At 71.2% G+C, this 26,310-nt stretch carries 24 protein-coding genes and 1 tRNA gene; 16 read left to right on the forward strand and 9 right to left on the reverse strand.

The window, feature by feature from the left end; translation table 11 throughout:
* Nucleotides 1-266: 266 nt before the first annotated feature.
* The 3 genes from htpX to IPK24_09775 all read left to right on the forward strand — a co-directional run bounded on the left by htpX (nt 267) and on the right by IPK24_09775 (nt 1,877).
* Nucleotides 267-1,130: a zinc metalloprotease HtpX gene (htpX, locus tag IPK24_09765; GenBank protein ID MBK8075838.1), complete on the forward strand. Its 864-nt coding sequence runs from the start codon at nt 267-269 to the stop codon at nt 1,128-1,130.
* A 35-nt stretch (nt 1,131-1,165) separates the two neighbouring features.
* On the forward strand, nt 1,166-1,501 hold the full coding sequence (locus tag IPK24_09770; GenBank protein ID MBK8075839.1) for a hypothetical protein: 336 nt from the start codon (nt 1,166-1,168) through the stop codon (nt 1,499-1,501).
* 61 nt (nt 1,502-1,562) lie between these two features.
* The gene (locus IPK24_09775) at nt 1,563-1,877 is read left to right on the forward strand and encodes a transcriptional regulator (protein ID MBK8075840.1); all 315 of its coding nucleotides are present in this window, start codon (nt 1,563-1,565) and stop codon (nt 1,875-1,877) included.
* Nucleotides 1,878-1,898: 21 nt separating this feature from the next.
* Here the strand turns inward: IPK24_09775 and IPK24_09780 are convergent, their stop codons facing one another.
* Entirely contained in the window at nt 1,899-2,201 is a 303-nt protein-coding gene (locus tag IPK24_09780) for an N-acetyltransferase (GenBank protein MBK8075841.1), read from the reverse strand.
* The gene (locus IPK24_09785) at nt 2,198-2,689 is read right to left on the reverse strand and encodes a YajQ family cyclic di-GMP-binding protein (GenBank protein MBK8075842.1); all 492 of its coding nucleotides are present in this window, start codon (nt 2,687-2,689) and stop codon (nt 2,198-2,200) included. The genes IPK24_09780 and IPK24_09785 overlap by 4 nt, the downstream gene beginning before the upstream one ends.
* Nucleotides 2,690-2,871: 182 nt before the next feature.
* On the opposite strand from IPK24_09785, the gene IPK24_09790 reads away from it, so the two are divergent.
* Nucleotides 2,872-2,953: transfer RNA gene (locus IPK24_09790), tRNA-Tyr, on the forward strand.
* A 62-nt stretch (nt 2,954-3,015) separates the two neighbouring features.
* On the opposite strand, the gene IPK24_09795 is transcribed toward IPK24_09790, so the two are convergent.
* Nucleotides 3,016-3,984: a DMT family transporter gene (locus tag IPK24_09795; GenBank protein MBK8075843.1), complete on the reverse strand. Its 969-nt coding sequence runs from the start codon at nt 3,982-3,984 to the stop codon at nt 3,016-3,018.
* Between the two features lie 143 nt (nt 3,985-4,127).
* Here IPK24_09795 and IPK24_09800 point away from each other — a divergent pair, with 143 nt between their 5' ends.
* Nucleotides 4,128-4,532, forward strand: coding sequence for a nitroreductase family deazaflavin-dependent oxidoreductase (locus tag IPK24_09800; GenBank protein ID MBK8075844.1), 405 nt, complete (start codon nt 4,128-4,130; stop codon nt 4,530-4,532).
* A 19-nt stretch (nt 4,533-4,551) separates the two neighbouring features.
* On the opposite strand, the gene IPK24_09805 is transcribed toward IPK24_09800, so the two are convergent.
* The gene (locus IPK24_09805) at nt 4,552-5,064 is read right to left on the reverse strand and encodes a hypothetical protein (protein MBK8075845.1); all 513 of its coding nucleotides are present in this window, start codon (nt 5,062-5,064) and stop codon (nt 4,552-4,554) included.
* 218 nt (nt 5,065-5,282) lie between these two features.
* Between IPK24_09805 and IPK24_09810 the strand changes: the two genes are divergently transcribed.
* Nucleotides 5,283-5,912, forward strand: a complete 630-nt coding sequence (locus IPK24_09810; protein ID MBK8075846.1) for a DUF5134 domain-containing protein — start codon at nt 5,283-5,285, stop codon at nt 5,910-5,912.
* Between the two features lie 10 nt (nt 5,913-5,922).
* On the opposite strand, the gene IPK24_09815 is transcribed toward IPK24_09810, so the two are convergent.
* From IPK24_09815 to IPK24_09835, 5 genes are all read right to left on the reverse strand, one after another.
* Complete coding sequence (locus tag IPK24_09815; protein MBK8075847.1) at nt 5,923-7,236, reverse strand: pyridoxal-phosphate dependent enzyme; 1,314 nt, start codon at nt 7,234-7,236, stop codon at nt 5,923-5,925.
* The gene (locus IPK24_09820) at nt 7,236-8,711 is read right to left on the reverse strand and encodes an alanine racemase (GenBank protein MBK8075848.1); all 1,476 of its coding nucleotides are present in this window, start codon (nt 8,709-8,711) and stop codon (nt 7,236-7,238) included. The genes IPK24_09815 and IPK24_09820 overlap by 1 nt, the downstream gene beginning before the upstream one ends.
* Nucleotides 8,708-10,006 (reverse strand): cation transporter, encoded by a 1,299-nt coding sequence (locus IPK24_09825; GenBank protein ID MBK8075849.1) that lies wholly within the window; start codon nt 10,004-10,006, stop codon nt 8,708-8,710. Before IPK24_09825 ends, IPK24_09820 begins: the two co-directional genes overlap by 4 nt.
* Before the next feature lie 2 nt (nt 10,007-10,008).
* Complete coding sequence (locus IPK24_09830) at nt 10,009-11,280, reverse strand: aminotransferase class V-fold PLP-dependent enzyme (protein ID MBK8075850.1); 1,272 nt, start codon at nt 11,278-11,280, stop codon at nt 10,009-10,011.
* Nucleotides 11,281-11,372: 92 nt separating this feature from the next.
* Nucleotides 11,373-12,389: a hypothetical protein gene (locus IPK24_09835; GenBank protein MBK8075851.1), complete on the reverse strand. Its 1,017-nt coding sequence runs from the start codon at nt 12,387-12,389 to the stop codon at nt 11,373-11,375.
* Between the two features lie 175 nt (nt 12,390-12,564).
* Here IPK24_09835 and IPK24_09840 point away from each other — a divergent pair, with 175 nt between their 5' ends.
* The 10 genes from IPK24_09840 to IPK24_09885 are packed head-to-tail and all read left to right on the forward strand — an operon-like array spanning nt 12,565 to nt 26,308.
* Nucleotides 12,565-13,212 carry a hypothetical protein gene (locus IPK24_09840; GenBank protein MBK8075852.1) on the forward strand — a complete coding sequence of 216 codons (648 nt, stop codon included), beginning with the start codon at nt 12,565-12,567 and terminating at the stop codon, nt 13,210-13,212.
* Nucleotide 13,213: 1 nt separating this feature from the next.
* Entirely contained in the window at nt 13,214-13,519 is a 306-nt protein-coding gene (locus IPK24_09845) for a hypothetical protein (protein MBK8075853.1), read from the forward strand.
* A 1-nt stretch (nt 13,520) separates the two neighbouring features.
* A complete protein-coding gene (locus tag IPK24_09850) occupies nt 13,521-14,657 on the forward strand; it encodes a hypothetical protein (protein MBK8075854.1) in 1,137 nt (378 codons plus the stop codon).
* Nucleotides 14,654-15,148, forward strand: coding sequence for a baseplate assembly protein (locus IPK24_09855; protein MBK8075855.1), 495 nt, complete (start codon nt 14,654-14,656; stop codon nt 15,146-15,148). The genes IPK24_09850 and IPK24_09855 overlap by 4 nt, the downstream gene beginning before the upstream one ends.
* Nucleotides 15,148-15,465: a hypothetical protein gene (locus tag IPK24_09860; GenBank protein MBK8075856.1), complete on the forward strand. Its 318-nt coding sequence runs from the start codon at nt 15,148-15,150 to the stop codon at nt 15,463-15,465. The genes IPK24_09855 and IPK24_09860 overlap by 1 nt, the downstream gene beginning before the upstream one ends.
* Nucleotides 15,462-15,887 (forward strand): GPW/gp25 family protein, encoded by a 426-nt coding sequence (locus IPK24_09865; protein MBK8075857.1) that lies wholly within the window; start codon nt 15,462-15,464, stop codon nt 15,885-15,887. The genes IPK24_09860 and IPK24_09865 overlap by 4 nt, the downstream gene beginning before the upstream one ends.
* Complete coding sequence (locus IPK24_09870) at nt 15,884-18,469, forward strand: putative baseplate assembly protein (protein MBK8075858.1); 2,586 nt, start codon at nt 15,884-15,886, stop codon at nt 18,467-18,469. Before IPK24_09865 ends, IPK24_09870 begins: the two co-directional genes overlap by 4 nt.
* Nucleotides 18,466-21,084 (forward strand): hypothetical protein, encoded by a 2,619-nt coding sequence (locus IPK24_09875; GenBank protein ID MBK8075859.1) that lies wholly within the window; start codon nt 18,466-18,468, stop codon nt 21,082-21,084. The genes IPK24_09870 and IPK24_09875 overlap by 4 nt, the downstream gene beginning before the upstream one ends.
* On the forward strand, nt 21,081-23,327 hold the full coding sequence (locus IPK24_09880; protein MBK8075860.1) for a hypothetical protein: 2,247 nt from the start codon (nt 21,081-21,083) through the stop codon (nt 23,325-23,327). The genes IPK24_09875 and IPK24_09880 overlap by 4 nt, the downstream gene beginning before the upstream one ends.
* Before the next feature lie 2 nt (nt 23,328-23,329).
* Entirely contained in the window at nt 23,330-26,308 is a 2,979-nt protein-coding gene (locus tag IPK24_09885; protein ID MBK8075861.1) for a PASTA domain-containing protein, read from the forward strand.
* Nucleotides 26,309-26,310: the final 2 nt, after the last annotated feature.

The following is a 26,310-nucleotide window of genomic DNA, read 5'->3' on the forward strand; positions in this document are numbered from 1 at the left end:
CCCACCCCCCTGACCCCACCCCCACCCCCACCCCACCCCCACACCTGATGAGCGCAATGTGACATCACGCTCGTCTGGCGAGCGCGATGTCACATTGCACTCGTCGGGGATGAGCGTGATCCGGCGCACCCGGACGGCGACGGCGACGGAGCGTCACGATGGTCAGCGACAGCGCCTGCCGTCGCGGGAAGCCCCCCGGAACAGGGGCCGATCCGGCATCGTTGGGACCAGCGCAGCAGTAATGGGACGACCAGGGAGTAGATCTGATGGGACACCGCCACTACAACGGGCTGAAGACCGCCCTGCTCCTGGGTGGCATGTCGGCCTTCGTCATGTTCTGCGGCTATCTGATCGGCAGCCGCACCGGACTGATCATCGCGTTCTTCATCGCCCTGGCGATGAACGGGTTCTCGTACTGGAACTCCAGCAAGCTGGCGCTGCGGTCGATGCGCGCTCGGCCGGTGAGCGAGGCCGAGGCGCCGCAGATCTACCGCATCGTGCGTGAGCTCTCCACCGCCGCCCGCCAGCCCATGCCCGCGCTGTACATCTCCCCGACGCAGGCCCCGAACGCCTTCGCGACCGGACGCAACCCGGCCAACGCCGCCGTCTGCTGCACCGAGGGCATCCTCGACATCCTCGACGAGCGCGAACTGCGCGGCGTCCTGGGCCATGAACTGATGCACGTCTACAACCGCGACATCCTCACCTCGTCGGTGGCCGGTGCGCTGGCCAGTACCATCACGTTCCTGGCCAACTTCGCCTACTTCTTCGGTGGTTCGCGGGACGACGGTGAGCGGGCAAACCCGTTCGCCGCCATGGCTTTGATGATCCTCGGGCCGCTGGCAGCCGGGGTGATCCAGATGGCCGTGAGCCGCACCCGCGAGTACGACGCGGACGAGGACGGATCGAAGCTCACCGGTGATCCGTTGGCGTTGGCCTCGGCGCTGCGCAAGCTGGCGATCGGCACTCAGCAACTGCCCCTGCGACCCGAGCGAGGCCTGGTGAACTCCAGCCATCTGATGATCGCCAATCCGTTCCGCGGGGGAGGGCTGTCATCGTTGTTCAGTACCCATCCGCCGATGGATCAGCGGATCGCGCGCCTGGAGCAGATGGCCGGGCGTCCGCTGTGAGCGCGCGCCCCGGCCTTCCGGCCAGGATGCCGCCGGTGCCGTTGGAGCCTGGCCGGGCCCGCGGCATCCTGACCGGCCTGGTGCTGTTCGGGGTGGGCTTCGTGGTCGCGGCGACCGTGGCGCTGGCCGGGGGCGAGCGCACGCTCTATCTGGGCGGGGTCATCGTGGGCTTCCTCGGCCTGGGCGTGGTGGGGTTCTTCCTGAACCGTGGCACGGTGCCGCTGCCGGACGCGCCGATCTGGTCACCCACCGGCTTGCGGGCGCTGGCGCGCGCGTTGGGCTGGCCGGCGACCGGCGTGATGGTCGTCGTCTACGGCCTGATCGGATTCGGCGTGATCGGCAACATCGTGATTCCCATCATCACGCGCTGACACGGACAATCACTTTCCGCAGGTGCTTTCATGTGTGGAAAGCCTGTGTCAAGGTCGGGGCATGGGTGATCACCCGCGTCATCAGCTGGACGAACTGCTCTGCCATGGGGTGCGCCTGTCGGTCCTGGCCGCGATCGATGGCCGTGAGCGGGTCGAGTTCGCGCTGGTGCGCGACGGCGTCCAGGTGAGCGACTCGGTGCTGTCCAAGCAGGTCGCCCTGCTCGAGCAGGCCGGGTATGTCGCCGTCGAGAAGGGTCGGGTCGGACGCCGCGCGCGCACCTGGCTGGCCGCCACCCCCGAGGGTTCGATCGCCCTGCGATCACATCTGCGGGCCGTCAGAGACGTTGCGGCCCATGACATCTCAGCGCTGGTCTGACACGCCCCAAGGAGGGCGAACTCAGTCGATCCGGGCCGGCGGGTAGACCACCGAGGCGTAGTCCGGGTGGCGTTCGATCCAGCGCCGGATGAAGGGGCAGACCGGCACCACCTGGCGCTCGCCGATCGACCGGACGTCGTCCAGGGCGAACTGTGCGATGGCCGAGCCGACCCCCTTGCCCTCGTGCGCGGCGTCCACCTCGGTGTGGTCGAAGGCGATCAGCGCGTCGCTGAGGGTGTAGGCGGCGAAGCCGGCCAGGACGTCGTCCACGTAGCCCTCGTAGCGCTGGGCGTCCAGGTTGTGCCGGACGTCGATGTCGCTCATCGGTAGTTGACGAACTGCAGCGCGACCTCCAGGTCGGCGTTCTTGAGCAACGCGATCACGGCTTGCAGGTCGTCGCGGCTCTTGCTCGACACCCGCAGTTCGTCCCCGGTGATCGAGGCCTTGATGCCCTTGGCGCCCTCGTCGCGGATCAGCTTGGCGATCTTCTTGGCGTTCTCCTGGTCGAGGCCCTGCTTGAGGGTGGCCTCGAGGCGGTACTCCTTGCCGGACGCCTTGGGCTCACCGGCGTCGAGGAACTTCAGCGAGACGCCTCGCTTGATCATCTTGTTCTCGAACACGTCGAGGACGGCCTTGACCCGGTCCTCACTGTTCGCCTTCATCAGGATCGTCTCGCCGCTCCATTCGATGGAGGCGCCGACACCCTTGAAGTCGTAGCGCTGGGAGATCTCCTTGGCGGCCTGGTTCAGGGCGTTGTCGACCTCCTGACGGTCCACCTTGCTCACGACGTCGAACGAGCTGTCGCCGGCCACGGCGCGGTCCTTCCTGACGGGCACCCGGAGGTGCGGGCGGGCATCGGTGCAGGTGCCGCGGTGGGCGCCGTAACCGATGCACGGGTGGGGCGTATGACTTGCTATCCTTCCATCCGCGACGTCGTCAGGCACGCTCCCGACCCTCTCGCCAGGGTCGTGAACCGTATCTGGCGGCCGAGCACGGCGGGTTGCCCGAGTGGCCAAAGGGAGCAGACTGTAAATCTGCCGGCTCAGCCTACGTAGGTTCGAACCCTACACCCGCCACACCGCACGAAAACGGCCCCTGAGCTGCAGCGATGCAGATCGGGGGCCGTTTCGCGTGGCCGTCATTCGCGCCGCTGCGCCGCCGTGGTCGCCAGGCTTCTGCCGCGGGTGACCTCGGTCAGGCGGCCCTGGCTGACGGCGATACCCGCGATCACGATCAGCGCTCCGACGGGCTGGTTCCAGCGGACCCGTTCGGCGAGCACGACCATCCCCGCGAGCACCCCGACCAGCGGAGTCAGATACGTCACCGTCGAGGCGTTCGTCGCGCCCCAGCCGGCGACGACGTTGGTGTTCCACACGTAGGCGAGCCCGGTCCCCAGGACACCGAGTGCCGCCATCGCCCACACCACCCGCCACGACAGGTCGACCGGCTGCCGAGCCAGCACCGGGCTCAGCGCGAGCATCAGCAGCGCCGCCAGCCCGATCTGCACCGTGGCCACCGGGATCGCGGCCAGACCCCGGGGAGACACGAACCGCCGGAGGTACACGAACGCGATTCCATAGCTCGCAGTCGCTGCCAGGCACGCCACCTGCGCCCACAGCACCATCTCGCCGGACGGCGCGGACCCGGCCGGGGGTGATTCGGCCCGCCAGGGCGCCAGGACCAGGACGACGCCCGCGAACCCCACCAACAGCCCGGCGAGCCGGGTTCGGGTCGGACGCTCCTGCGGCAGCGCGACCAGCGCCACCACCGTGGTCATCAGGGGAGTCGTCGCATTCAGGATGCTCGCCAGACCCGATGACACGTACTGCTCGGCCCAGGCGAACACCAGGAACGGGAACGTGCACAACAGTGCCGCCACGACCAGCAAGTGACCCCACACCACGGGGTCCCGTGGCAACGGCTGACGTGCTGCGGCGCAGATCGCCGCCAGGGCGAGGGCACCCGCCACCAGCCGTGCGAGCACGACCTGACCCGGCGACAGTCCCTCCAAGCCGATCTTGATGAACAGAAAGCTCGTCCCCCACGTCAGGGCCAGCGCGACGTACTGGGCCGGCACCGACCGGGAGGGAGCCCCAGCTCTACCCACTCGTCGACCTCGCCGACCAGACCGTTGCCCGACCTCACGCACCACGTCGCCTCCGCCGCTTCGGACGCCGTCACCGGCGTCCCGTGCCCATGCAACGCCGGTCGTCACGAGTTCGTGAGCCCGACGCGCAGTACGTTGCGTCCATGACGGACTGGAACACGCAGATCATCGAGGAGTTCCGAGCGAACGGTGGCGCGGTCGGGGGGCAGTTCGAGGGCGCGCCGCTGCTCCTGCTGCACACGGTGGGCGCCAAGAGCGGCCTCCCCCGGATCAGTCCGATGATGTACCTCGCGGTGGGGGCCGGCTATGCGGTCTTCGCCTCCAAGGCGGGCGCAGACTCCCATCCCGGCTGGTATCACAACCTGATCGCCCACCCCGACACCACGATCGAGGTCGGTGACCGGACCGTCGAGGTGACGGCGCGGGTTCTGGACGAGGCGGAACGCGAGCCGGTCTGGCAGGAGCAGAAGCGACGCTACCCAGGGTTCGCCGACTACGAGGCCAAGACGTCTCGCGTGATCCCGGTGGTGATGCTCGACCCGCGCTGACGGCGGTCCAGGGCGCTGCTCACCCCTTGCCCGAGCTGCCCTTGCCGGAGTTGCCCTTGCCCGAGTTGCCCTTGCCGGAGTTGCCACCGTGGCCGCCGGAGTCGTCACCGGTCTCGGTGCCGCTGCCGTGGTCGTCGATCGTGGCGCGGGTCGAGCTGTGGGTCGAGCTGGAGCTACGGGTCGAGCCGGAGCTCTTGGTCGAGCTCTTGGTCGAGCGGTGGGTTGCCTCGTGGGTGGAACTCGACCGGCTGTGGGTCGCGCCGTCGTCCGAGCCGTGGCCACCGCCGGTGGCGCCGCGCCGTCCGTGGTCGTCGATCGTGGAGGTGGCCGAGTGTGAGCTGGGGCTCGACGTGGGGGCCGAGCTCGGCCGGGCCGAGGAGTCGTCGCTGGGTGAGGCGGTGGGGACCACGGACGCCCCGGCCGGGATCACGGCGGGCAGCCGCTGGCTGAAGGTGTCGTTTCCGGCAACCCCCAGGATGGCGGGGACGGCGGCGAGGGCGGCGGCTGCGGCCAAGAGTGCGGTGCGCTTCATCGGAATCTCCTGCGTGAGGTGGGTGCTGCTTCGACACCTCAGTTCTCCCGTGACCGCGGTAGTACCGACCATGACACGAAGGTTCTAGACCCTGACGACCCGTTGATCCGTGTCTGCCCCCTTGGTTACGCTGAAGCGTCCACTCCTCACCCTCACCGACACATCTGGCCCTGCGACACCCACGTCCTGTTCCCGCGGTCGGCTCGGAGGTGGACGCCATGTCCGTGGCCGTCGCCGCCTCGATGCTGGTGATCGCCGTCTACTGCGCCGCCCGGCTGGTGATCTCTGCTGCCGCTGGGGTGCCGACCAACGTGCTGGTCGACGTGGCACACCTGGTCATGGGGGTCGGGATGGCGGGCATGTTCGTGCCCTCGTGGGCGCTGCCGTTGCCGGTCACGATCTGGCAGTTCGCCTTCGGCGCGCTGGTGGCGCTCGGTGTTCTCACGCTGCGGGGCCATGTCCGCGACGATCGGCTGCGCGGTGTCCTGGCCCACGCTCATCTGGTGGTCGGCAGTGTGGCGATGCTGCTCATGGTGACGCCGAGCACGGCCGCCGGCTCCGCCGGGCACGACATGGCCGGGATGCACGACATGCCCGGCATGGCCATGCCCGATGCTGCGGCGGCCCCGTCGGGGATCACCCTCACCGGCGTCCTGGCCGCCCTGCTCGGCTGGGCGCTGGCCTTCGTGGCCTGGCGGGCCGTCCGAACCAGCCGTGCGGCGTGGCGTGACCTGCGGGGTGACCACGCGTCCCGAAACTGCGCCACGGTGTTCATGGCCCCGGTGTGGCCGCTGGCCTGCGAGTGTCTGATGTCTGCCTCGATGGCCGCGATGTTGTTGGTGCCCTAGCGGTTTCGGCTCATCGTGTCCCCGTCTCCAAAGCGTGGCCGGCGTCACGCCAGGCGACGATGCCGCCGTCCAACGAGTACGCGCGATGGCCCCGCTGGGTGAGGAAGGCCGCGATCCGTCGTGAGTACTCACCGATCGGGCAGATGAACACCAGCCGGGACGACGCCGGGAACGGGCTTCCCTGAGTCAGCAGGTCCTCCAACAGATCATCACGCAGGTTGATCGCCCCGGGCACGTGGCCGATGCGGTAGGCCATCGCGCCCCGGGTGTCGACCCGGACCACGTCGGGATCACCCAGCCACGAGGTCAACTCGTCCACCCTCACCACGGGTGCCGACGCCACCTCGGCCTCGGTCAGGTCGGCGGGCCGGGCGCGAGGCTTCTGCCCGAACAACTCCGGACGTCGCGAGCGCAGGTAGGACAGGTACCACTCGATCCGATCGCAGACGATCATCACCGCACTGCACCCGGCACCCTCCGGAATCGGGTTGCAGCGCAGGTGTTCTCGCAGCGCCGCATACGCTGCGCCGCTGGTCGGGCCGACGAGCAGACCGTGACGGCGTACCAGATCGAGCGTGGCGTCGATGGCCTCGGTCGAGCGGATGGCGACGATCTGGTCGTAGAACCCCGGTTCGAACAGGCCCACCTCCCACATCTCGGCCTCCGATCGGATGCCGGGAATGAAGTCCTCCGTGGTCGACACCACGCCGATGGTCTGCATCGCCGGGTTGAGCATCTTCAGCTGAGTGGCGGTGCCCCGAGTCGACCCGGTGGTGCCGAGCCCGCCGACGAGCAGGTCGATCCCACCGATGTCAGCGGCGATCTCGCGGCCGGTGGTGTCCTGGTGGGTGGTCACGTTGTCGGGGTTGGTGTACTGCGAGGTGTGGAAGTACCGCCCCGGTTCACTCGCGATGATCGTGGCGATGGTCGAGAACACGTCGTTCGGAACTGTCGGGTCGGGACACTCCGACAGCCCGGGCAGTTCCTCGAGATCGGTGCCGAGTAACAGCAGGACGTCGCGGACCTCACCGACCTTGACCCGGTTGGTCAGCACCTTCAGGTCGAGACCGTGCACCGACGCGAGCACCTGCAGCGCCTTGGCGGTGTTGCCGCTCGACGCCTCGATCAGGGTCTTTCCGCCCGCCACCAGGTCGGTCACGTGATCACGAATCATGCCCCAGGCGATCCGGTCCTTCACCGAGCCGAACGGGTTGAGGTATTCCAGCTTGGCGTACAGCTCCAGCCCGGGGATGCCGTGCACCTGCGGGTCGAGTCGCAGCAGCGGGGTGTTGCCGATCAGCTCGGTGACATGGTTGTAGAGCATCAGGCCACCTCGGCGGGGGTCGACTCCGAGCGCGAGACGAACCGGCTGCCCTCGCGAAACACCCCGACCCGGGCCGGCCGGGGGTGCAGCAACGCCTCGCTGGCGGACAGGTCCATCTGATACGCCGCGGTGTTGACGAAGGCGATGATGTCCCCGGGCTCCGGCAGCCGGTCGAGCAACGTCAGATGTTGGTACACCATGTCGCGTTCGAGACACAGACATCCGGCGAAGAACACCCCGACGGGCGCCGATCCGGTACGGCCGGTGCCGGTTGTTCGAGGGATCACCAGGGGATCGACCAGGACCTCCTGATCGGCGGGGCAGATCTTGTCGCGGCTGAGGTCCAGGTGCACCAAGCGGCTGCCATCCGCGGCGATGGTGGTGAACTGCACCGTCGTCAGGGTCACCCCGGCCTGGTCGACCAGTGCGCGACCGGGCTCGATCCAGACCTCGATCAGGTTGTCCCGCAACACCTCTGACACCGTGCGCCCGTGGTGCCCAGGTAGCGATGCAGTGAGGATGTCCGCCAGGAACCGTGGTCCCGGCACTGCGTTGGCATAGCGGTGAAACGTCGGTGTGCCCGTCACCGCGCCGCCCGGCTCGATCCGGTACCCGAACTGGTTTCCGTCCCAGGTCATCGGGGGGCCGGCACCGATCAGGCCGCGGCGAACCGCCAGGGAGTAGTCCTCGTAGGCCTGCGGATTCTCGAGGTGCACCTGGCCGAATCCGCCGCCGAGGTCGAGCACCCGGGGCGACAGCCCTCGGTGCCAGGCGCGTTCGACGATCTCCAGGCAGGTGTCGATCGCCGTCACCTTGTCCGACACGGCATTGGAGTCCACATGGAACGCCACGCCCAGCAGGTCGATCACCTCTCGAGCCGCGTGGACGGCCTCCAGCAACGCGTCGACGGCGTCCACCGGGATGCCGAACCGACTGACCCGAGTCGGGGTGGCGTGCGGCCCTCGAGCGGCGAAACCCGAGATCCGTACGAGGATCCGGACCCGAGCCTCCCCACCCGAGGCGTCGGTGCCAGCGGGCAGCACTCGCCGCCGGACCAGTCGGATGAGCTGGTCGAGCTCCCAAGGGTTGTCCACGATCACCACGGCCCCGGCCGAGACCAGGAACTCCAGGAACGCCGGCCCCTTGGGACCGGTCACGATCAGGTCGCCCACCTCGACCCCGGCGGCCCGGGCATTGGCCCACTCGCCGGGCGAGGCGACGTCCACGGCAATGCCCTCGGCGGCGGCCGCCGCCACCAGGAGGCGGGACTGATTCGCCTTGTGCGCGAAGCAGATCCGATGCCGTAGGCCGTGCTCGGTGAGCACCCGCCGAAACGCGGTGACGTTCTCGCGCAGCAGGTCGGGAAAGACCACGTTGAGTGGTGAGCCGACCTCGCTCAGCAGCTCGGCGACCGCATCGCCGTCCGCCAGGAACGCATCGACGTCAGGGTGGATCCGCGGTGGCAGGCCCGTCATGTCCGTCCCGGTGCGACGACGGTGTAGCCGGCCGAACGGATCGCGCCGAACGCCTGGTCACGCAGGTCGATCGAGGGCAGGTCGACCACGACGCGCTTGGTCTCCAGGTTGATCTCCAGCACGGTGATCCCCAGCGAGGTCAGCAGCCCGGTGATGCTCATCTTGCAGTGTGAGCAGTTCATGTCGGGTACGTGGAACACCTTGGTCTGCAACCCGAGCCCGGGGTCGACCTCGATCGACAACGGGTACTCCTCGCCGGTGTCCGACAGCTCGACCCGATCGAGCAGGCGCACGAAGGTCGTCACCAGCGCCTGCGCCACATCGGGAAGTGCGCTGTACCGGGCACCGCCGACCGTGGTGGCCATCGTGCCGAGGCAGCGCGGTTGCTCCGATTCGGGCAGCAGGGCGTACTGCTTGGCGATCACGTCGTCCTCGTAGTGGTACTTCTGTACTGCCTGCGCCGGGGTCATGCCCTCGACCTCGATCGCCCGGCGCATCACCTCGTGCGCCGTGGCGACGGTGCGGTCCTTCATCGCCCGCAGCAGGGCGACGGACTCGCTGGTGTACCGCAGCGCGCCATCCGTGCTGGGAGCGAAGGACACCGGGATCATGCCGCGGCGCAAGGTGGCGGCCTGCAACTCCCAGTACCAGGTGCTCGCCACGACGGTGAACACCCCGCTGTCGAGCATCGCGCGGGCGAAGTCGGCGGCGGTGCGGTGGGGGGTCTGGTCGGCCAGATAGGCGTGCTGCACCAGGGTTCGGCTGGTCGCCTCCACCCCGATCCGCAGGATCTCCAACGGTTCCCGATCGGTCGTCGTCCCGGACAGCACCTCACGGTCCGCAGCGCCGAGCGCCGCGATGTCGCGGTCGAGTCGCTCGTTGGCGGCCAGCGCACGCCACAACGCCAGGGTTGCCTCGCGTGCCACGATCGGCACGACCGGGCCGAGCCCGCTCGGCCCGACGTGGGCCACGTTCGGCACCCCGTCGCTGTCGTCCCACACCACGTGGTGGGTGGCGAAGGTGACCGCCTCGAGCGGACAGGGCTGCATGAACTTCTCGCGGTAGCGGACCCGCATCGCGGCCAGCGGCGAGTCCGGGTCGGTCGGCAGTGCGGTCATCCGGTAGCGCACCGTGCGCTGCGGACCCAGGAGGGCCTCCGGCATCGGCTCGCCGCGGGGGGCGAACAGCCCGGGCTGGGCCAGGCGCGCCAGCACCGCCGAGGCCTCGGCGCGGTCGTACCGCTCCAGCGGTTCGGCCTCCTCCGGGTGATCCGGGTGATCGGGGTGAGTGGTCATGGCTATCCGCCTCCCTCGAGAATGTCCCGCAGCGCGCCGAGGAAGCGATCGACGTCCTCGGGGGTGGTGTAGAGGTGCAGCCCGACTCGTACCGAGTCACGAAACTGATCGCCGGACAGGCAGTGTTGCCCGGTGCGGACGAAGAAGCCCAGAGCGCTGAGCGCGAACCCGACGTCGTCGGCCCGCTCGCCGCGCACCGTGAAGGACACGATCCCGTACCCCACCCGGCAGCTCGCGAAGGCGACGCCGGGCAACAGTTCCACCCGCGGCAGCGCCCGCAACCCGGCGATCAGGCGCAGGGTCAACGCCGTGACCTGGTCCCCGATCCGGTCCAGCCCGTGATCCTCGATGAAGGCGATCGCCTCGCCGAGAGCCACGATTCCGGGGGTGTTCGGGGTGCCGTTCTCCCAGGCAGCCGGCATCGCCAACCGGCGCACCGTGGGCTCACCGGTCGCGGCGTCCCGGTCGAGCCGGACACCGGGGCCCCCTCCCGGCAGGAAGGGTGCCAACGCACCGTGCACCCGGCGACGGCAATAGAGCACCCCCGTGCCCGGCAGCGCGAACATCTTGTGACCCGAGAAGGTGGCGAAGTCGGCGCCGAGTTCGGTGACGTCCACCGGCACGTGGCCGACGCTCTGACTGCAGTCGAACAGCAGGTGCACCGAGTCGTCGAGGTGACCGCGCAGTTCCCGCAGGGTGGTGCGGGCGCCGAACACCCCGTGGACGTGGCTGGTCACGATGAGGCGGGTGCGCGGGGACAGCTTGCGCCGGATGTCGGCCGTGTCGGCCTCGCCGGTAGGGGTCACGTCGTAGGGGACCAGACTGATCCGGGTCCCTCGGGCGGCGAGTTCCTGGCGCAGCGCCACCCAGGGCAGCACGAGCGAGGAGTGGTCGATCGGGTTGTAGAGGATCTCGTCGCCCTCCCGCAGTACCGCGGCGCCCCAGCCCTGCGCGACGGCGTTCAGGCTCGCGGTCGCACCCGCGGTGAAGACCACCTCCTCCGGGTGTTCGGCGCCGATGAACGCCGCCGTCCGGGAGCGCACCTCGGCGATCAGCCGTGATGCACGGGTGGCCCACGGGTACCCGCCACGGCCGGGATTCGCCGTCCGGTCGGCCAGGTGGGCGGCGACCGCGTCGATCACGCGCCGGGGGGTCTGGGTGGTCGCGGCGCTGTCGAGGTAGACCACGTCGGGATCGGCTGCCAGGGACGGGAACTCGGCCCGAGTGCCGCTGTGGCGAGGGAGCGCCGGAGCGTTGAGCGTGGCCTGGTCCATGGTCACCTCCCGCACCGCTGACCCCGAGTCGGGCGATCGTTGTCAACGATAATGAGCAGGCTCGGCGATGGGGAGACCTGCTCGGTGTGGTGTTACCAGTCCAGGTGGGGTGACCGGATCACCGAACGCAGCAGGTAGAGCGCCACCGTGCCCTCGAACACCACCCCGGCCCAGGGGCTGTGGGTCCAGTGGCTCATGAAGCTGCCGGACGTCGCGGCGTGGGCGTGCGGGGCGAGATTCCACAGCGCGTGCAGCCCCCAGGCCAGCGCCAGATAGGCCTGTGAGCCCACGACCCCGAGCACCGCCAGGACGACGATCACCAGGAACAGGGCGATCTCGAGCGCCGCACCGGAGTGCGCGTAGGTCATGCCCACCCAGCCGGTGACCAACGCCCAGGCCGCCGGTTGCGCCGGCCGGGGCAGCCTCGCCAGCGCCGCGATGACCGCCACTGCCAGCGGCAGGGCGACCAGCACCGCGGCCCCGCCGCTGGGCGCCGCGGCAGTGACCAGGGCGACCAGGGCCGTGACCAGCACCGCGGCCCCGGCCATGCCGGTGCGCAGCACCCCACCGCCCGGCGTGCTCGCCCGCCAGCCGGCGCTGACCCCGGGCTCGGCCCCGATCACCGGGAAGAACCCCCGGCGGGTACGTCGGAACAGGTAGGCGGCGACGATCAGGTCGTAGATCAGACAAGCGTGCGGCAGGTCGTGCATCGCCGCGGGCAGGTCGCGCGGGATCAGATCCCACAGTGGGTGCACGGTCCAGACCGCCACCAGGAACCAGGGTGAGATGAACACCCCGGCCGCCGAGAGTGCCAGCACGACCACCAGCGCGACGTATTCGATCGAGCCGTGGCCGAGATAGACCGAGGCGAGCAGCCACCCGGTCACCGCTGCCCAGCCCACCACCTGGGCGCGGGGTGGCAGCCAGGCCATCGCCGCCACCAGCACCACGCCGAGCGGGACGGCCGCCCAGAGCAGCCACCCACCCCGGGTGGCCAACCCCACGAACGTCGAGGTGACGATCGAGACCAGGGTGACGTAGAGGCTCTGCCCCAACAGCACCCATGCTCGTCGATCGAGCCGTAGCGAACCGGCGAGGGACAACGCCATGAGTGCTCCTGGGCGGCGGGTGGCGAGGTGGTGCGGCGTGAATTCTGCACCACCCACATGATCATCGTCTGGAATTCACTTACCGGGGTTCTCGTGCTGAATCCGGATTCCAGACGGTGATCATGGTTTCGTGGGCGTGACAGTGCGGTGACGCTCCCCGGGGAGGGTGCACCGCATGGGCAGCTTCCCGGGGTCACCGCGCACGCTGCGCGGAGCCATCGTCGCGGTCGACCCACGGAATCCGCTGTCGCGCATCGTGGTGTTCGACTACAACCCCGACCAGCTCACCCGCAGCCTGTCGCCGCGCGAGGGCGGTTCGTCCGCCCCGGGGGATGTCCACCGCATCTGGGGTGCCCCGGTCGAGAAGATCAGCATGACGGTCGAGATCGACGCCACCGACCGGCTCGAGGCCGGCGACCCGATCGCCTCGGTCTCGGGCATCGCGCCACAGTTGTCGGCGCTCGAGATGCTGCTCTACCCGAGCAGCGCCCTGGTCATCGCCAACACGGCGCTGCTGCTGGCGGGCACCATCGAGATCCTGCCGCCCGAGGGGCCGCTGATCGTGCTGGTGTGGGGTCCGGGGCGCACCGTCCCGATCTCGCTGGACAGCCTGGAGATCACCGAGCAGGCGTTCTCGCCGGCCCTCGTGCCGATCCGTGCCTCGGTGGCGATCTCGGCGACCGTGCTGACCTACGACGACCTGCCGGTCACCGACCCCGGCTACGCCATGTTCCTGGTGCACCAGGTGGTGCACGAAACCCTCGCGGTCGTCGGCGGCGTCAGTGGTGCCCTCGGTGCCGTGGCCGATCTGGCGGGGGCCTGAGATGGCCGGCCGCAGCCGCTACGACGGTCTGCCCACCGCCTCGACAATCATCCCGGACGGCGCCGGGGGGCAGCGCGAGGTCACCTACCTGCTGGCGCGCCCGCTGCGTGAGGCCCGGGACGCCGCCCCCCTGGCCTGGCACCGGGTGCGTGCCGACGATCGCGCCGACCTGCTCGCCCATCGTTACCTCGGCGACCCTCAGGCGTGGTGGCGGATCTGTGACGCGAACGCCGCCCTCGACCCCGACGCCCTGATCGGGCCGGGCCACGAGGGCGCCGTGATCATCATCGGTGTCCCGGAGGCGTGAGATGGCGATCTCGAGTCTCACCCTCACCGTGCTCGCCGGCCGCACCGTGCCGCTGCCCGTGCCGGAGCCCCTGGTCAGCCGGGTGCAATCGGTCACGATCACCGAAACCGACTCCGAGCGTTCGGCGTTCAGCATCGTGCTGGACGCCGGCCGCTCCGGCCCGTTGGCCGCGCTGGACTCGCCGCTGGTCGCCGATCCGACGTTCGCGATGGGGGTACGCGTCGTCCTGCTGGTCACGCTGGGCGCGGTGCCCACCGTGCTGATGGACGGCATCGTCACCGGCAGCGAACTGACGCCGGGCGACGGCCGGAACCCGGCGACCATGGAGGTGAAGGGCGAGGACGTCTCCTACCTGCTCGACCAGGAGGAGAAGGACGCCGAGTACCCGGCGTTGAACGACTACCTCCAGGTCTTGGCGATCCTGGGACCCTATGCCGCGCAGGGCATCCTGCCGATGGCGATCCCACCGACGACGTTGGACCAGCCGCTGCCGACCGAGCGCATCCCCACCCAGCACACGACCGATCTGCGTCACCTGGTCGCCCTCGCGGATCGCAACGGGCATGTCGCCTATGTGATCCCCGGTCCGGTGCCCGGACTGAGCACCTTCTACTGGGGGCCGCCGGTGCGGGTCGGTGCGCCCCAACCCGCCCTGTCGGTGGCGCTGGGGGCACAGTCCACCGTGTTGACGGCGCCGACCTTCACGACCGATGCCGTCGGCCCGGTGCAGGTGGCCGGTTCGGTGCAGGATCCCAGCAGCGGCCAGGCCGTTCCGGTGCAGTCCCGCGCCAGTCTGCGCCCGCCCCTGGCCGCGATCCCGTTGTCGAGCATCACCCCACCGGCCACCCGCGCGCTTCGCGAGAGCGGGGTCGGCACCACCGGTGCCATGGCCCGTGCCCAGGCCGGCGTCGATGCCAGCGCGGACGCCGTGGTCGGCGAGGGCGAGGTCGACGGTGCGCGCTACGGCTCGGTGCTGCGCCCCCGGGGGTTGGTCGGGCTGCGCGGGGCGGGCTGGACCTACGACGGGCTGTGGTACGTGCGCAGCGTCGTCCACGACCTGGCGCCCGGCAGCTACACCCAGAAGTTCGTCATCGCCCGCGAGGGCTACGGCTCCACCGTGCCGGCGGTGATCGTGTGACCACCTTCTACGGCAAGTATCGCGGCACCGTCGTCGGCAACCTCGACCCGATGACCCGCGGCCGGGTGCAGGTGTCGGTGCCGGCCGTGCTGGGGGACGGGCGTATGAGCTGGGCCGAGGCCTGCGTTCCGTACGCCGGCAACAAGGTCGGCTTCTTCGCCGTCCCGCCGGTCGGGGCCAACGTGTGGGTCGAATTCGAGGGCGGCGACCCCGAGTACCCGATCCTGGCGGGCTGCTTCTGGGGGCAGGGCGAGGCGCCGGGCAACGGACTGCCGACCACGAAGATCCTCGAGACCGACGCGATCTCGGTCACCCTCGACGACCTGCCCGGCGGTGGCGGACTCACCATCGAGGTCGGCTCGCCCGCGGTCTCGGTGCCCATGACGATCGCCTGCACGTCCTCGGGCATCGAACTGAGCATGGGGTCGTCAAAGGTCGTGCTCAGCGCCGCCTCGGTATCGATCAACAACGGTGCCCTGGAGGTGACGTGATGGCCGGCACCCTGGTGCAGCAGGGCGCCACCGTGTTGTGCACCCACGGTGGGCAGGCCTCGCCGACGACCCCCAACCCACGCGTGAAACTCAGCGGTGCATCAGCGGTCTCGCTCTCGGCGCCGTGGACCATCTCGGCCTGCCCGTTCCCGCCGAACAGTGGCGGCCCCTGCGTCACCGCGATGTGGACCGCGGGCACGGTGCGGGTCACCTCCTCGGGCCAGCCGCTCGTGGTCCAGACCGGCAGCGCCACCTGCACCCCGACCGGGGTACCGCTGCAGGTGACCGCGACCCAGGTGCGGGTGAAGGCGTCATGAGCCTGGATGCCGGATCGGCTGCCCGCTTTCACCTCGCCACGCCGCTGGCGCTCGACGGCCGCGGCCGCACCGCCCTGGCCGACGAGGAGGCCTACCTGCGCGGCCTGATCGAACATGTGCTGTTCACGCGGCCCGGCGAACGCGTGATGCGCCCGGACTACGGCAGCGGGGTGGACGCCCTGGTTTTCGCTCCCGGTGGGGATGAACTCGCCCAGGCCACCAGATCGTTGGTTCATGCTGCGCTGCAACGCTTCCTGGGCGACCTGCTGCGTGTCGAGGAGGTCGTGGTCACGGCGAACGAGTCACGGCTGGACGTCACCGTCGGCTACGTCCCGCTGCGGGCGCCGGCCGACGAGCCACGTCGCATCGTCCAGGTCTCCGGCGGGCCGGGGTCCAGCGGCGTGGCCGGAGCCTCGCCGTGAGCGGGCCGGTGCTCGGCCCGCTGCTCACCGGCGCCGACATCGACCGTGAGGCGCGCCGGGTGCAGGTCGAGGGCGAACCGGGCATCGACGGGATCGACTTCGTCGAGGTGATCGGCAACTACCCGGGCAGCGAGCGCTTCGTGCCGCGGGCGCCCGTGCAACGCACCCTGCTGGTCCACCTGCTCAACGACGCGGTGCCGGCCGACCTCGACGCCACGCGGGTGAGCATCGTCGGTGGGGTGCGCACCGACCCGACGATCAACCCGGTGCGCGTCGTCTGGGCCTACCCGGCGCTGGCCGTCGCGGGTGAGGCGGGAAGCCCCCCGGGGCCGCTGCCCGCCGGCGTCGAGGAGTTCGACACCGACCTCGTGGACGGCGCGCTGCCACAGGGTGCCGCAGTCCGTCGGCGCGTGCTGGTGGTGCGCACGTCGTCGAGTGGTGACTGGTCGACCTACCTGCTGCGCCTGCTGGGCGCCGGGGGAGAGGGCGTGCCCGACGGCTTCGACGAGCCGCTGTCGAGCATGCCGTTCAGTTTCACGATCGACTGCCCGAGCCACCTCGACTGCTGTGCGCCCACCCCGGCGGCGGTGGCGCTGTCCGGGTCGCCGCTGCAGGACTACCTGGCCCGCGACTACGAGGCCTTGCGGGCGCGGTTGGTCGATCGACTCTCGACGCTGATGCCGCGCTGGAGCGACCGCAACCCCGCCGACCCGGCCATCATGCTCGCGGAGCTGTTCGCCGCCCTCGGCGACCGTCTCGCCTACTGGCAGGACGCCGTCGCTGTCGAGGCCTACCTGGGCACCGCCCGGCAGCGGACCTCGGTGCGCCGGCACGCTCGGCTGCTCGACTACGTGGTGCACGAGGGGTGTTCGGCGCGGGTCTGGCTCGCGCTGACCACCGACATCCCGACGCTGCTGGGTGCCGGGGCGGCGGTGGCCGATGCCGTGCCCGCCGGGTTCGCGCCCCAGCCGGTCGAGGTACACGGTGGGGGTGGCGCCGTGTTCGAGACGGTCGCCGATGCCCGCCTCACCCCGCAGCGCAACCAGGTGCCGTTGGATTCCTGGCAGGACCCCGACCACGTGCTGCCGTCCGGCACCACCTCGGCCTTCCTGGCCGTCCCGGCCGGTCAGGGCACCCTGGGGATGCTGGCCGGCCACGTGCTCGTGCTCGCCGACCTGCCCTCGCCCGGGCCGGGCAACCCGGCCGGCGGTCCGGTCGCGGCCGGCGACCCCGCGGTGCGGTACGCGGTGCGGCTGGATCGGGACCCCGTCGTCCACCGCGACCTGCTGCGATCCGAGGTCGACATCGTCGAGGTGACCTGGCACCGCGACGACGCGCTGCCGGGGCCATTGCGGGTCAGCGAGCCCGCCGCGGACGGCACGGCGCAGGTGCGCGCCGTCGCGCTGGCCAATGTCGTGCTCGCCGACCACGGGGCGAGCGTGTCCGGTGAACCGTTGCCGGCCGAGCCTGAGTCGGCCGCCTCGGGCGCTCCGTACCGTCCCCGGCTCGCGCGCACCGGCCTGGCCTTCGTCGACCCTGCCGATCCGTTGCCCTCCGCCGGGGCCGGCGCCCTGGCAACACCCGATCCGCGGTCAGCTGGTGCGGCCCTGACCCTGGACGACGGCGAACGGCGCTGGACGCCGGTGCCCGACCTGATCGGCAGCAGCAGGTTCGATGCCCACGTCGTCGTCGAGCCGGAGCCGGACGGCGTGGCCCGCCTGCGGTTCGGCGATGGCGTCACCGGTCGTTCACCCGGCCGGCAGCCGGTGTTCTCCGCGCACTACCGACTCGGGGGCGGCAGCGCCGGCAACGTCGGGTCCGGGCGACTCACCACCTGGCTGACCCGGCCGGACGGCGCGCCCGCGGTCGACTCCGGGGCGGTGCTCACCGTGTGGAACCCGTTGCCCGCCCAGGGCGGCACCGATCCGGAGGGCCTGGACCAGGTGCGGCAACTGGCCCCGTTCGCGTTCCGCACCCAGCTCCGGGCGGTCACCACCGACGACTACGCCGCGGTCGCCGAGACGGTGCCCGGGGTACAGCGCAGCGTCGACCGCCGTCGCTGGGCCGGCTCGTGGTACGTGCACGAGGTCACCGTCGACGCCCTCGCCTCCGGTGCCGGGGACGACGCCGTCGGGCCGGCCGTGGCGAGTCTGCTCGAGGTGCGGCGGATGGCCGGCGTGGACGTCGAGGTGACCCAGCCGGTCTTCGTGCCGCTGCTGGTGGGCCTGTTCGTGTGTCCTGCCGCCGGGTATCTCGCAGCGGATGTCGAGCGGGCGCTGCTCGAGGTCCTGTCGGCCCGCCCGTTGCCCGGCGGTGCCACCGGCCTGTTCCATCCCGACCGGTTCACCTTCGGTCAACCGCTCTACGTCAGTGACGTGGTGGCCACGGCGATGGCCGTGCCCGGCGTGGCGTGGGTGGACGTCACCGGCTTCGCGCGGCTGGCGGACCCGCCGTCCGCCACCGCGGTCAACCTGGCGGCAGGGGTGATCCGGGTCGGCAGCCGCGAGGTGCTGCAGTGCGACAGCGATCCGAACAACCCGGACGCCGGCCGGGTCGACCTCGTGATCGGGGGTGGCCGATGAGCGAGCCGATGCCCGACGGCCTACCCGATGCCCAGGAGGAAGCCGTTGACGCGATGGCCAACCCGCCGGGCCGGAACACGTTGCGGCGTCAGGTGTCTGCGCATGCCCAGGCCCTGGCCCGGATGCGCGAGCGGCTGGCGGCCCCCGGGCGTGACCTCGCTCTGCGCAGCCTGGCCCGAGGTGCCACCGGCGAGCCGGCCATCGCGCTGCTCGACGCGTGGGCGGTGGTCGCCGACACGGTCTCGTTCTACTCCGAGCGGATCGCCACGGAAGGGTTCCTGCGGACAGCCGTGCACCGAGCCTCGGTGCGCGAGCTGGCTCGCACCCTCGGGTACGAGTTGCGTCCGGGGGTGGCGGCGCAGGTCGATCTCGCCTTCACCGTGGAGACGGCGGGGGACCCACCCGAGGTCGTCATCGTGCCGGCGGGGACGCCGGTGCAGTCGATCCCCGGGCCGGGGCAGCTGCCGCAGACCTTCGAGACCGGCGCCGATCTCGAGGCCCGCGGAGTGTGGAACGACATCCCGGCCGTCGACGCCCGGCCCCAGACGATCGAGTTCGGTCAGGACTGGCTCTGGGTGCGCGGGCCGGTCACGACGCGTCCCGGTGACCTGGTGCTCGTGGCGCGTGAGCGGGGGTTCGCCGGCTCGCCCGTGGCCGCGCTCGCGTTCGGGTCCCCCACGCGGTCGGGGCACACCGTGACGGCTGTCGTGCCCGATGCGGACGGACACCCGGGCTGGACCCAGCTGGTGCTGGACGGCCCCATTCTGGCCACCACGGGGGACGTGTCGGCCGGCATCGCCGACGACCAGGCCGCTCCGCCCGCCGGGGTGTTCGTGCCGGGGCCGTGGACCGTCGTCCAGGTGCTGGCCTTCCGGGAACGTCTGCGGCTGTTCGGGTGGAACGCCCCGGATCCCAACCTGTTGGTACACGACGACACGGCACCGGTCGGCTCGGAGAAGACCTCCGAGACCGATGCGACGCTCAGGTGGACCGGCTTCGAGGTCGGCAACCCGGTGGAGGTCGATGGCGACCATCCGGCCCTGCTGGAGAACAGCTGGCTGGTGCTCGACCAGCCCGGCCTTCGGGTGCCCTACGAGGTGATGACGGTCGAGGCGGATGGCGCGGCGAAGTACGCCCTCAACGGTCCGATCACCCGCACCACCCTGGTGCTCGACGGGACCGAGGAGGCCAAGACGGAGCTCGCAAGGTTCGACCGGCGGCGCGCCGTCGTCCATGCCGTGAGCCTGGAGCTGCCCGCGACGGAACAGCCGGACGTCGCGCCGCTGTCGGGCACCTCCGTCGACATCGCGGCGACCGATCCGCCGTTGCCGGCGGGTCGCCGGGTCCTGCTGGTCGGCGACCTGGCCCCCACCGAGAGCGGTGCCGCCACCGCGAGCACCCCCGCCGTCCCGATCGTGGCGGGCGCGGAGGTCGTCAGCTGCACGCCCATCGGGGACACCGCGACCATGACCCTGGTCGTGCGCGAGCCGTTGCCGGCCCTGTCCCGGCAGGGCCTGCTGGTGCGGGGCAACATCGCCACCGCCACCCACGGCGAGACGGTGCACCAGGTGCTCGGCAGTGGTGACGGCCGCACCGCGTTCCCGGTGTACCGGCCACGCCGCGCACCGTTGACCTTCGTCCGGGCGAGCACCCCCCACGGGGCGCGGGCCGAGCTCGTGGTGCGCGTGGACGGGGTGCAGTGGACCGAGGTCGACGACCTGCTCACCGCCGGCCCGACCGACCGGGTCTACGTGCTGCGACAGGAGGAGGGTGGGGGAACGCGCATCGTGCTGGGCGACGGCGTGCACGGCACCCGGCCCGCCACCGGGATCGAGAACATCGTCGCCGACCATCGGGTGGGCATCGGCGAGGACGGCGCGGTCGCGGCGCGGTCGGTCAGCTTGCTGGTGCGTCGGCCGCTGGGCATCCGGGACGTGACGAATCCGGCTGCGGCCACCGACTGGGCACCGGCCGAGACGCTGCAGGAGGCGCGGGTCAACGCGCCGCTGCGCATCCGGACCCTCGACCGGGCCGTGTCGGTGGCCGACCACGAGGACTTCGCGCGCGGCTACGCCGGGGTCGGCCCGGCCCGCGCCGATCTGCTCTGGGACGGGCGGTCGTACCGCGTGCTGGTGAGCGTGCTCGGGGCATCGGCCACCGTGCCGAGTACCGATCTCGTCAACGATCTGCACACGGCGCTGGATCTGGCCCGCGACCCCGGCACGCTGCTCGAGGTCCGCGCCGGGCAGACCCTGTGGTTCGGGGCACGCGTCGAGGTCGCCCACGATCCGGCCTACGAGCGCCCTGCGGTGCTGGACGCCGTCCAGCTGGCGATGAGCGCCGCGTTCGGTGCGCCGGTACGGGCCTTCGCCGCGCCGGTCAGTAGTGCGGCGGTGCTGCTGGCCGTCCGCTCGGTGGCCGGCGTGGCCGCGTGCACCGTGCCCCGGCTGTTCCGGCTGGCCGATCCTCCACCGGCCCAACCGGTCCTGCCCCCGGACGCCGAGGGACTTGACGTGGTGGGTGCGCTGCCGGGCCGGTGGGACGGCGCGGTGTTGCCGGCGCAGTTGCTCGCCCTGGCCGCCGGGGCCGTCGAGATCGGGGAGATGACACCGTGACCGCCACTGGGTCCGACCGCCTGTCCGACCGCCTGTTCGACCGGTTGCCCGGGCACGTCCGTGCTCGCGACGAGCAACTCGGCGGGTTGCTCGCGGCCCTGGCCGATGCCGTCGGCGGGGAACTCGAGATCCTCGAGCGTGACCTCGACACGCTGTACGCGTCGTGGTTCATCGAGACCTGCCCCGAGTGGGTGGTGCCCTATCTCGCCGATCTGGTCGGTGTGCTCGACCTGCCGCCGGAGCTGCCGGGGGTGCTGAGTCGGCGCGGGTTCGTCGCCAACACGGTCGCCTACCGGCGCCGCAAGGGCACCGTCGCCGTCGTCGAACAGGTCGCCCGCGACACCGCCGGCTGGCCGGCGAAAGCGGTCGAGTTCTTCCGGTTGCTGGCGACCACGGCCCAGGTCAACCATGTCCGCACCGATCGGCCCGCCACCGCCTCGCTGCGCACCCCGATCGCCACCGGTGGCCCGCTCGAACTCGGCGCGAGCGAGGTCGCCCAGGGTGCCCTGGACACGCTCGCCCACACCGTCGAGGTCCGTCGGATCGCTTCGGGCCGTGGGCGTTACGGCATCCCGAACATCGGTGCGTTCCTGTTTCCCCAGCAGGTCTACGACCTGGGCTGGTCGCCTGCCACCTCGCCGGCTGCAGCGGGCGAGGGCTGGACGGTGCACCCGCTGGGCCTGGCGACGCCCCTGTTCGCAGCGCCGGTCCGCGAGGAGTCCATCGAGCGGCTCGCGCAGGAGTCGAGCCTGCCGGTGCCGTTGCGCCCGCGCCGGTTGCTCACCCTGCTGACCGCAGCCCGGACCGCCGAGCCCGGATCGACCCAGGCGCGCGGGTCGACCTCGGCGCTGCCGATCGCGATCCGCGTCGACACCGCCGTCGGCGACGGCCTCGACCCGCTGCGGGTGCGGGTCTGCGGGCTGGAGAACCTCGCTCGCGCCGCGGGTGGCGCACCACTGGACGGATGGCAGGTGATGGTGGACGCCGTCACCGGCCGGATCCACCCCTTCCGGGACGGCCTTCCCGCCGAGCCGGACACCCTGCAGGTTCGGCACAGCTACGGCGGGGTCGCCGACGTCGGGGCCGGCGCGTACGACCGGACGGCGACCCACCAGGCGGCCCTGGACGGTGACCCCTATCGAGGCGATCCGCTGCACGGCGGCCCGGGTGTGACCAAGCAGGTCGCGGTCATCGCCGAGGGTGCCGTCGCCCCGGTGGTCGGCAGCGTCGCGGCGGCGGTGCAGACCGCCGAGAGTGGCTGGGCCGCCGACGATCCCGCGCCCGGGGCCACCTACGTGATCTCGATCGGCGACAGCGCTCGATATCCCGCGGACGCCGCCGACCCGGCCGACGTCGCGGCCAGTGTGCCGGCCGCGACCCGGCTGGTGCTGGTGGCAGCCACCTGGCGTTCGCTGGTGGTGGCTCCCGGTGAGACCCGCGACCCGGTTCCGGGGGTCTACGACGCCAGCGGTGTGCGGCCCCGACTGCGGGGCAACCTCAGCCTGACAGGTGCGGGCGGTAGCAGCGTCGTCCTCGACGGTCTCGTCATCGAGGGCGACGTGGTGGTGCGCGCCGGCGATCTCGGATCGCTGACCCTCAGCGGCTGCACGGTTGCCGGCGCCGTCCGGATCGAGGACGGCCGGGGCGGCGAATTCGGGGGCACCGGAAGTGATGCCGCCCTGATGGTGCGCGTGCTCCGATCCCAGTGCGGCCCGATCCTGTTCGGTCGGGAGCCGGCGAGCCTGTACGTGGAGGACTCGACCGTCGATGCCGGCTCGGTGGACCCCAGGGCTCTTGCCGTGGCGGGTGCCGCCCTGGCGTTGTCGGTGCAGGGATCGACGGTGCTCGGACAGGTGCTCGTCCGCACGCTGGAGGGCTCCAACGCGATCTTGGACGGCCGGGTCGTCGTCGAGAACCGCCAGGTCGGCTGTCTGCGCTACTCGTTCGCTCCCAGGTCGTCCCGGGTGCCGCGACGCTATCGCTGCAGCCCGACCCCGACGGCCGATCCCCTCACTCGCCCCGGCTACGTCTCGATCGACCGGGGCTCGCCGTCCTATCTGGCGCTCGATCCGGGCTGCCCGGCCGAGATCGCCGAGGGGGGCGAGGGCGGTGCGGAGATGGGTGTACACCACCACCTCGGGCGCCCGGTACGAGTGCGCGCCGCTGCCCGCCTGCTGGACGCGTACGTGCCCGTCGGACTGGAGCTCGGCGTTCGCGCGCCGGTCGCCGTAGGAGGGAGTTGACGATGCACGGGGACTTCTCGCGCAGGACGTTCGATGCCGCTGACCACTACCGGGCGGTGCTGCTGCAACAGGGCAGGGTGCTGCTGGACGCCGACGTCAACGAGCAGGCCGACATCACCACGCATCACGACGAGGTGCGTACCCGCGACATCGTCGGGCGCAGCGGCGGGCCGGCCCCGTCCGGCGACGAGCCGGGGCCGTTCGCCATCGTCGGGCCGAGCGCGACCGCCGCGAACCGGTGGCGCTTCCGGGACGAGGCCTGGACGGCGCTGCGCCTCACCCCGGGCCGGTACTCCGTGGACGGCGTCCTCGCCGAGAGCGACGGCGCACCGGCCGGCGGCTGGCCGTTGGCGCGGCAGCCGTACCTGCCCCCGATCAGCGAGGCCGAGCGCACCGGCGGGCTCGCCGAGCCGTCGACCGATGGCCGCTACGCCGCCTATCTCGACGTCTGGCAGCGGCAGGTCACCTTCGACGACGATCCACTGCTGTTGGAGTCGGCGCTCGGCGGACCCGACACCACGACCCGCTCTCAGACCGTTTGGCAGGTGCGGCTCGAGCCCATCGCGAACAACGCCGTCCGTTGCTCGGATCTGCACGCCCTGGCCGCCGCCGGGCGCACGGCGCGCCGGCTGGTTGCCTCACTCGCCGAGCCGGAGGACGAGGCCAACCCGTGTGAGATCAGTGCCACCGGTGGCTACCAGCGACTCGAGAACCAGCTCTACCGGGTGCAGGTGCACGACGAGCCGGACCCGACCGCGCCGCGGCCGCAAACCGGCACGTTCCTGTTCTCTCGGGACAACGGCAGCGTGGTCGCGGGGATCGCGGAGCTGACGCTCGACGGCGCCACTGCCGTCCTGACCCTCGACCGGCTCGGTCGGGACGACGAGCTGTCCTTCCGCGAGGGCCAGCTCGTCGAGGTGACCAGTGCCGATCGCGAGCTGCGTGGGCTGCCGGGCTTCCTGGCCCACACCGCAGCTCCGACCGGAGCCGACCTGCCCATCACCTGGCTGGGCACGCCTCCGGTGGCCCCTGCCGAGGAGGCCGAGCTGGGCAGCCATCCGATCGTGCGTCGCTGGGAGGGCGGCCCGATCCCGATCGGCGCCGCCGCAGTCGACCTCGAGGACGGCATCCAGGTGGCCTTCCCTGCCGGTGGCACGCTCCGAACTGGCGACCACTGGCTGATCCCGGCGCGCACCGTGCGCGAGGTCTACGGGCTGACCGCACTGAGCGGCACGATCGAATGGCCCACCACGGCGGACGTGCCACCGGTCCCGCTGCCGCAACCGCCGGTCGGCCCGCAGCACCACCTCACGCCGCTGGCGATTCTCAGCCGCTCGGGTGGCACCTGGTCGCTGGAATCCGATTGCCGGCTGCTGTTCCCCGCACTGACCGAACTGGTGGCGATCGACGAGGTCGGCGGTGATGGTCAGGAGGCGATGCCCGGCGACCCGCTACCCGAGCCGCTGCGCGTGGCGGTGCGCTCCGGCGGCCGACCCGTGGTGGGTGCCCGAGTGCAGTTCACGGCAAGCCACGGGGGAGTGCTCTCCGCCGAATCCAGGACCCCGGCGCCAGGGGGTCCGTCCGTGCTCGTGGTGGGCACCGACGCCGCCGGGGTCGCCGACGTCCGCTGGATGTTGGCTCCCGGCACGCCGGTCCGGCCCAACCCTGCGACACAACGGGTCACGGCTCGGCGCCTGGATGACCACGACCAGCCGATCGATGCTCCAGTGGTCTTCACGGGGCGGTTGAGCATCGCGAGCCAGGTCGCCTGGCAGCCGCCGGACTGCGCCCGGTTCGCCGGGACCCGCACCGTGCAGCAGGCGCTCGAGGCGATCATCGACCGGCGAGAGCTGCGCTTGCTGGGCGGGGACGGCCAGGTGGTTCGGGAGCGCGGCACGGTGGTTCCCCGGCCGGTGCGGGTGGTGCTGGACGACGGATGCGGGCCGGTCGAGAAGGTGTTGGTCATCGCCAAGCCCGAGTCGGGGCGCGTGGCCGGTGCCGTCGAGGGGGAGCCGACCCCGGACTCGCTGGAGGGCAGGCCGGGCGTGGACGACGCGGTGCCCACCGGCCCGGACGGCGTGGCCTCGTTCTGGTGGCAGCCGCAGGAGTTCGACGAGGCCGGGACCGCGGCCCTCGACCTGCTGCTGGACGGTGCCGGCGAGGCATCGATCCGCGTGACGGCCCAGCTCGACCCACCGGGCGGCGGGGGGTCGAATCTCACCGAGGGGCTGAACATCCATCGGTTGGTGTTCCGTACCCCCAACCCCACGACGTTCGAGAACGATGACACGATCGGGGCCAACGAACTGGCCACGGGGATCCAGGTGGTCCTGGATGGTCCCGTGGTGCCCGACACCGTGCAGGGCAAGCCGGTGGTTCGGGTCGAGCTCGACCTGCCCTGGCCGATCGGTGCCGACGGTGATGCCTGGAAGTGGCCCGTTCCGCTGGGCACGCAACGGGTCACGCTCGACGCAACGCTCGACGTCAGCCGCGACAGCATCATCTGGACACCTCAGGAGGGCACCTCTACGTGGCTGACGCAGGTCCTGTTCGAGCTCCTCGAGCCGATGGGCCTGAAGACGATCACGGGCTGGTTCGTGCTGGAGGGCTGGGCCATCGTGGCTCAGAAGAACCCCCGGTGGCACGTGAACTGTCACGCGAACACCGTCGTGGTCAATGCCTCACAGCGCACGCTGATCGATCTGCCGACCGACGACACCGTCGCCGGCGGACAGTTCCTGCAGTGGTTCCGCCTGCAACGGGTCGTGGAGCGGCAGCGCCGGGACGTGCCTCCGGTCGTGGGACGCACTGCCGCCGTGGCGCAGCGCGAACTGGAGACGGCCGGTTTCAGGGTATCCGTGGTGACGGCGCCAGATCCCTTGGTCCGCAAGGGAATCGTGATTCGCACCGTGCCCGAGCCAGGGACGTCGTTGGCACCGGCGTCGACCGTCGAGGTCGTGGTCTCGAGCGGTCGACTCTAGTC

The organism is Kineosporiaceae bacterium (assembly GCA_016713225.1).
Classification (GTDB): Bacteria; Actinomycetota; Actinomycetes; order Actinomycetales; family Kineosporiaceae; genus JADJPO01.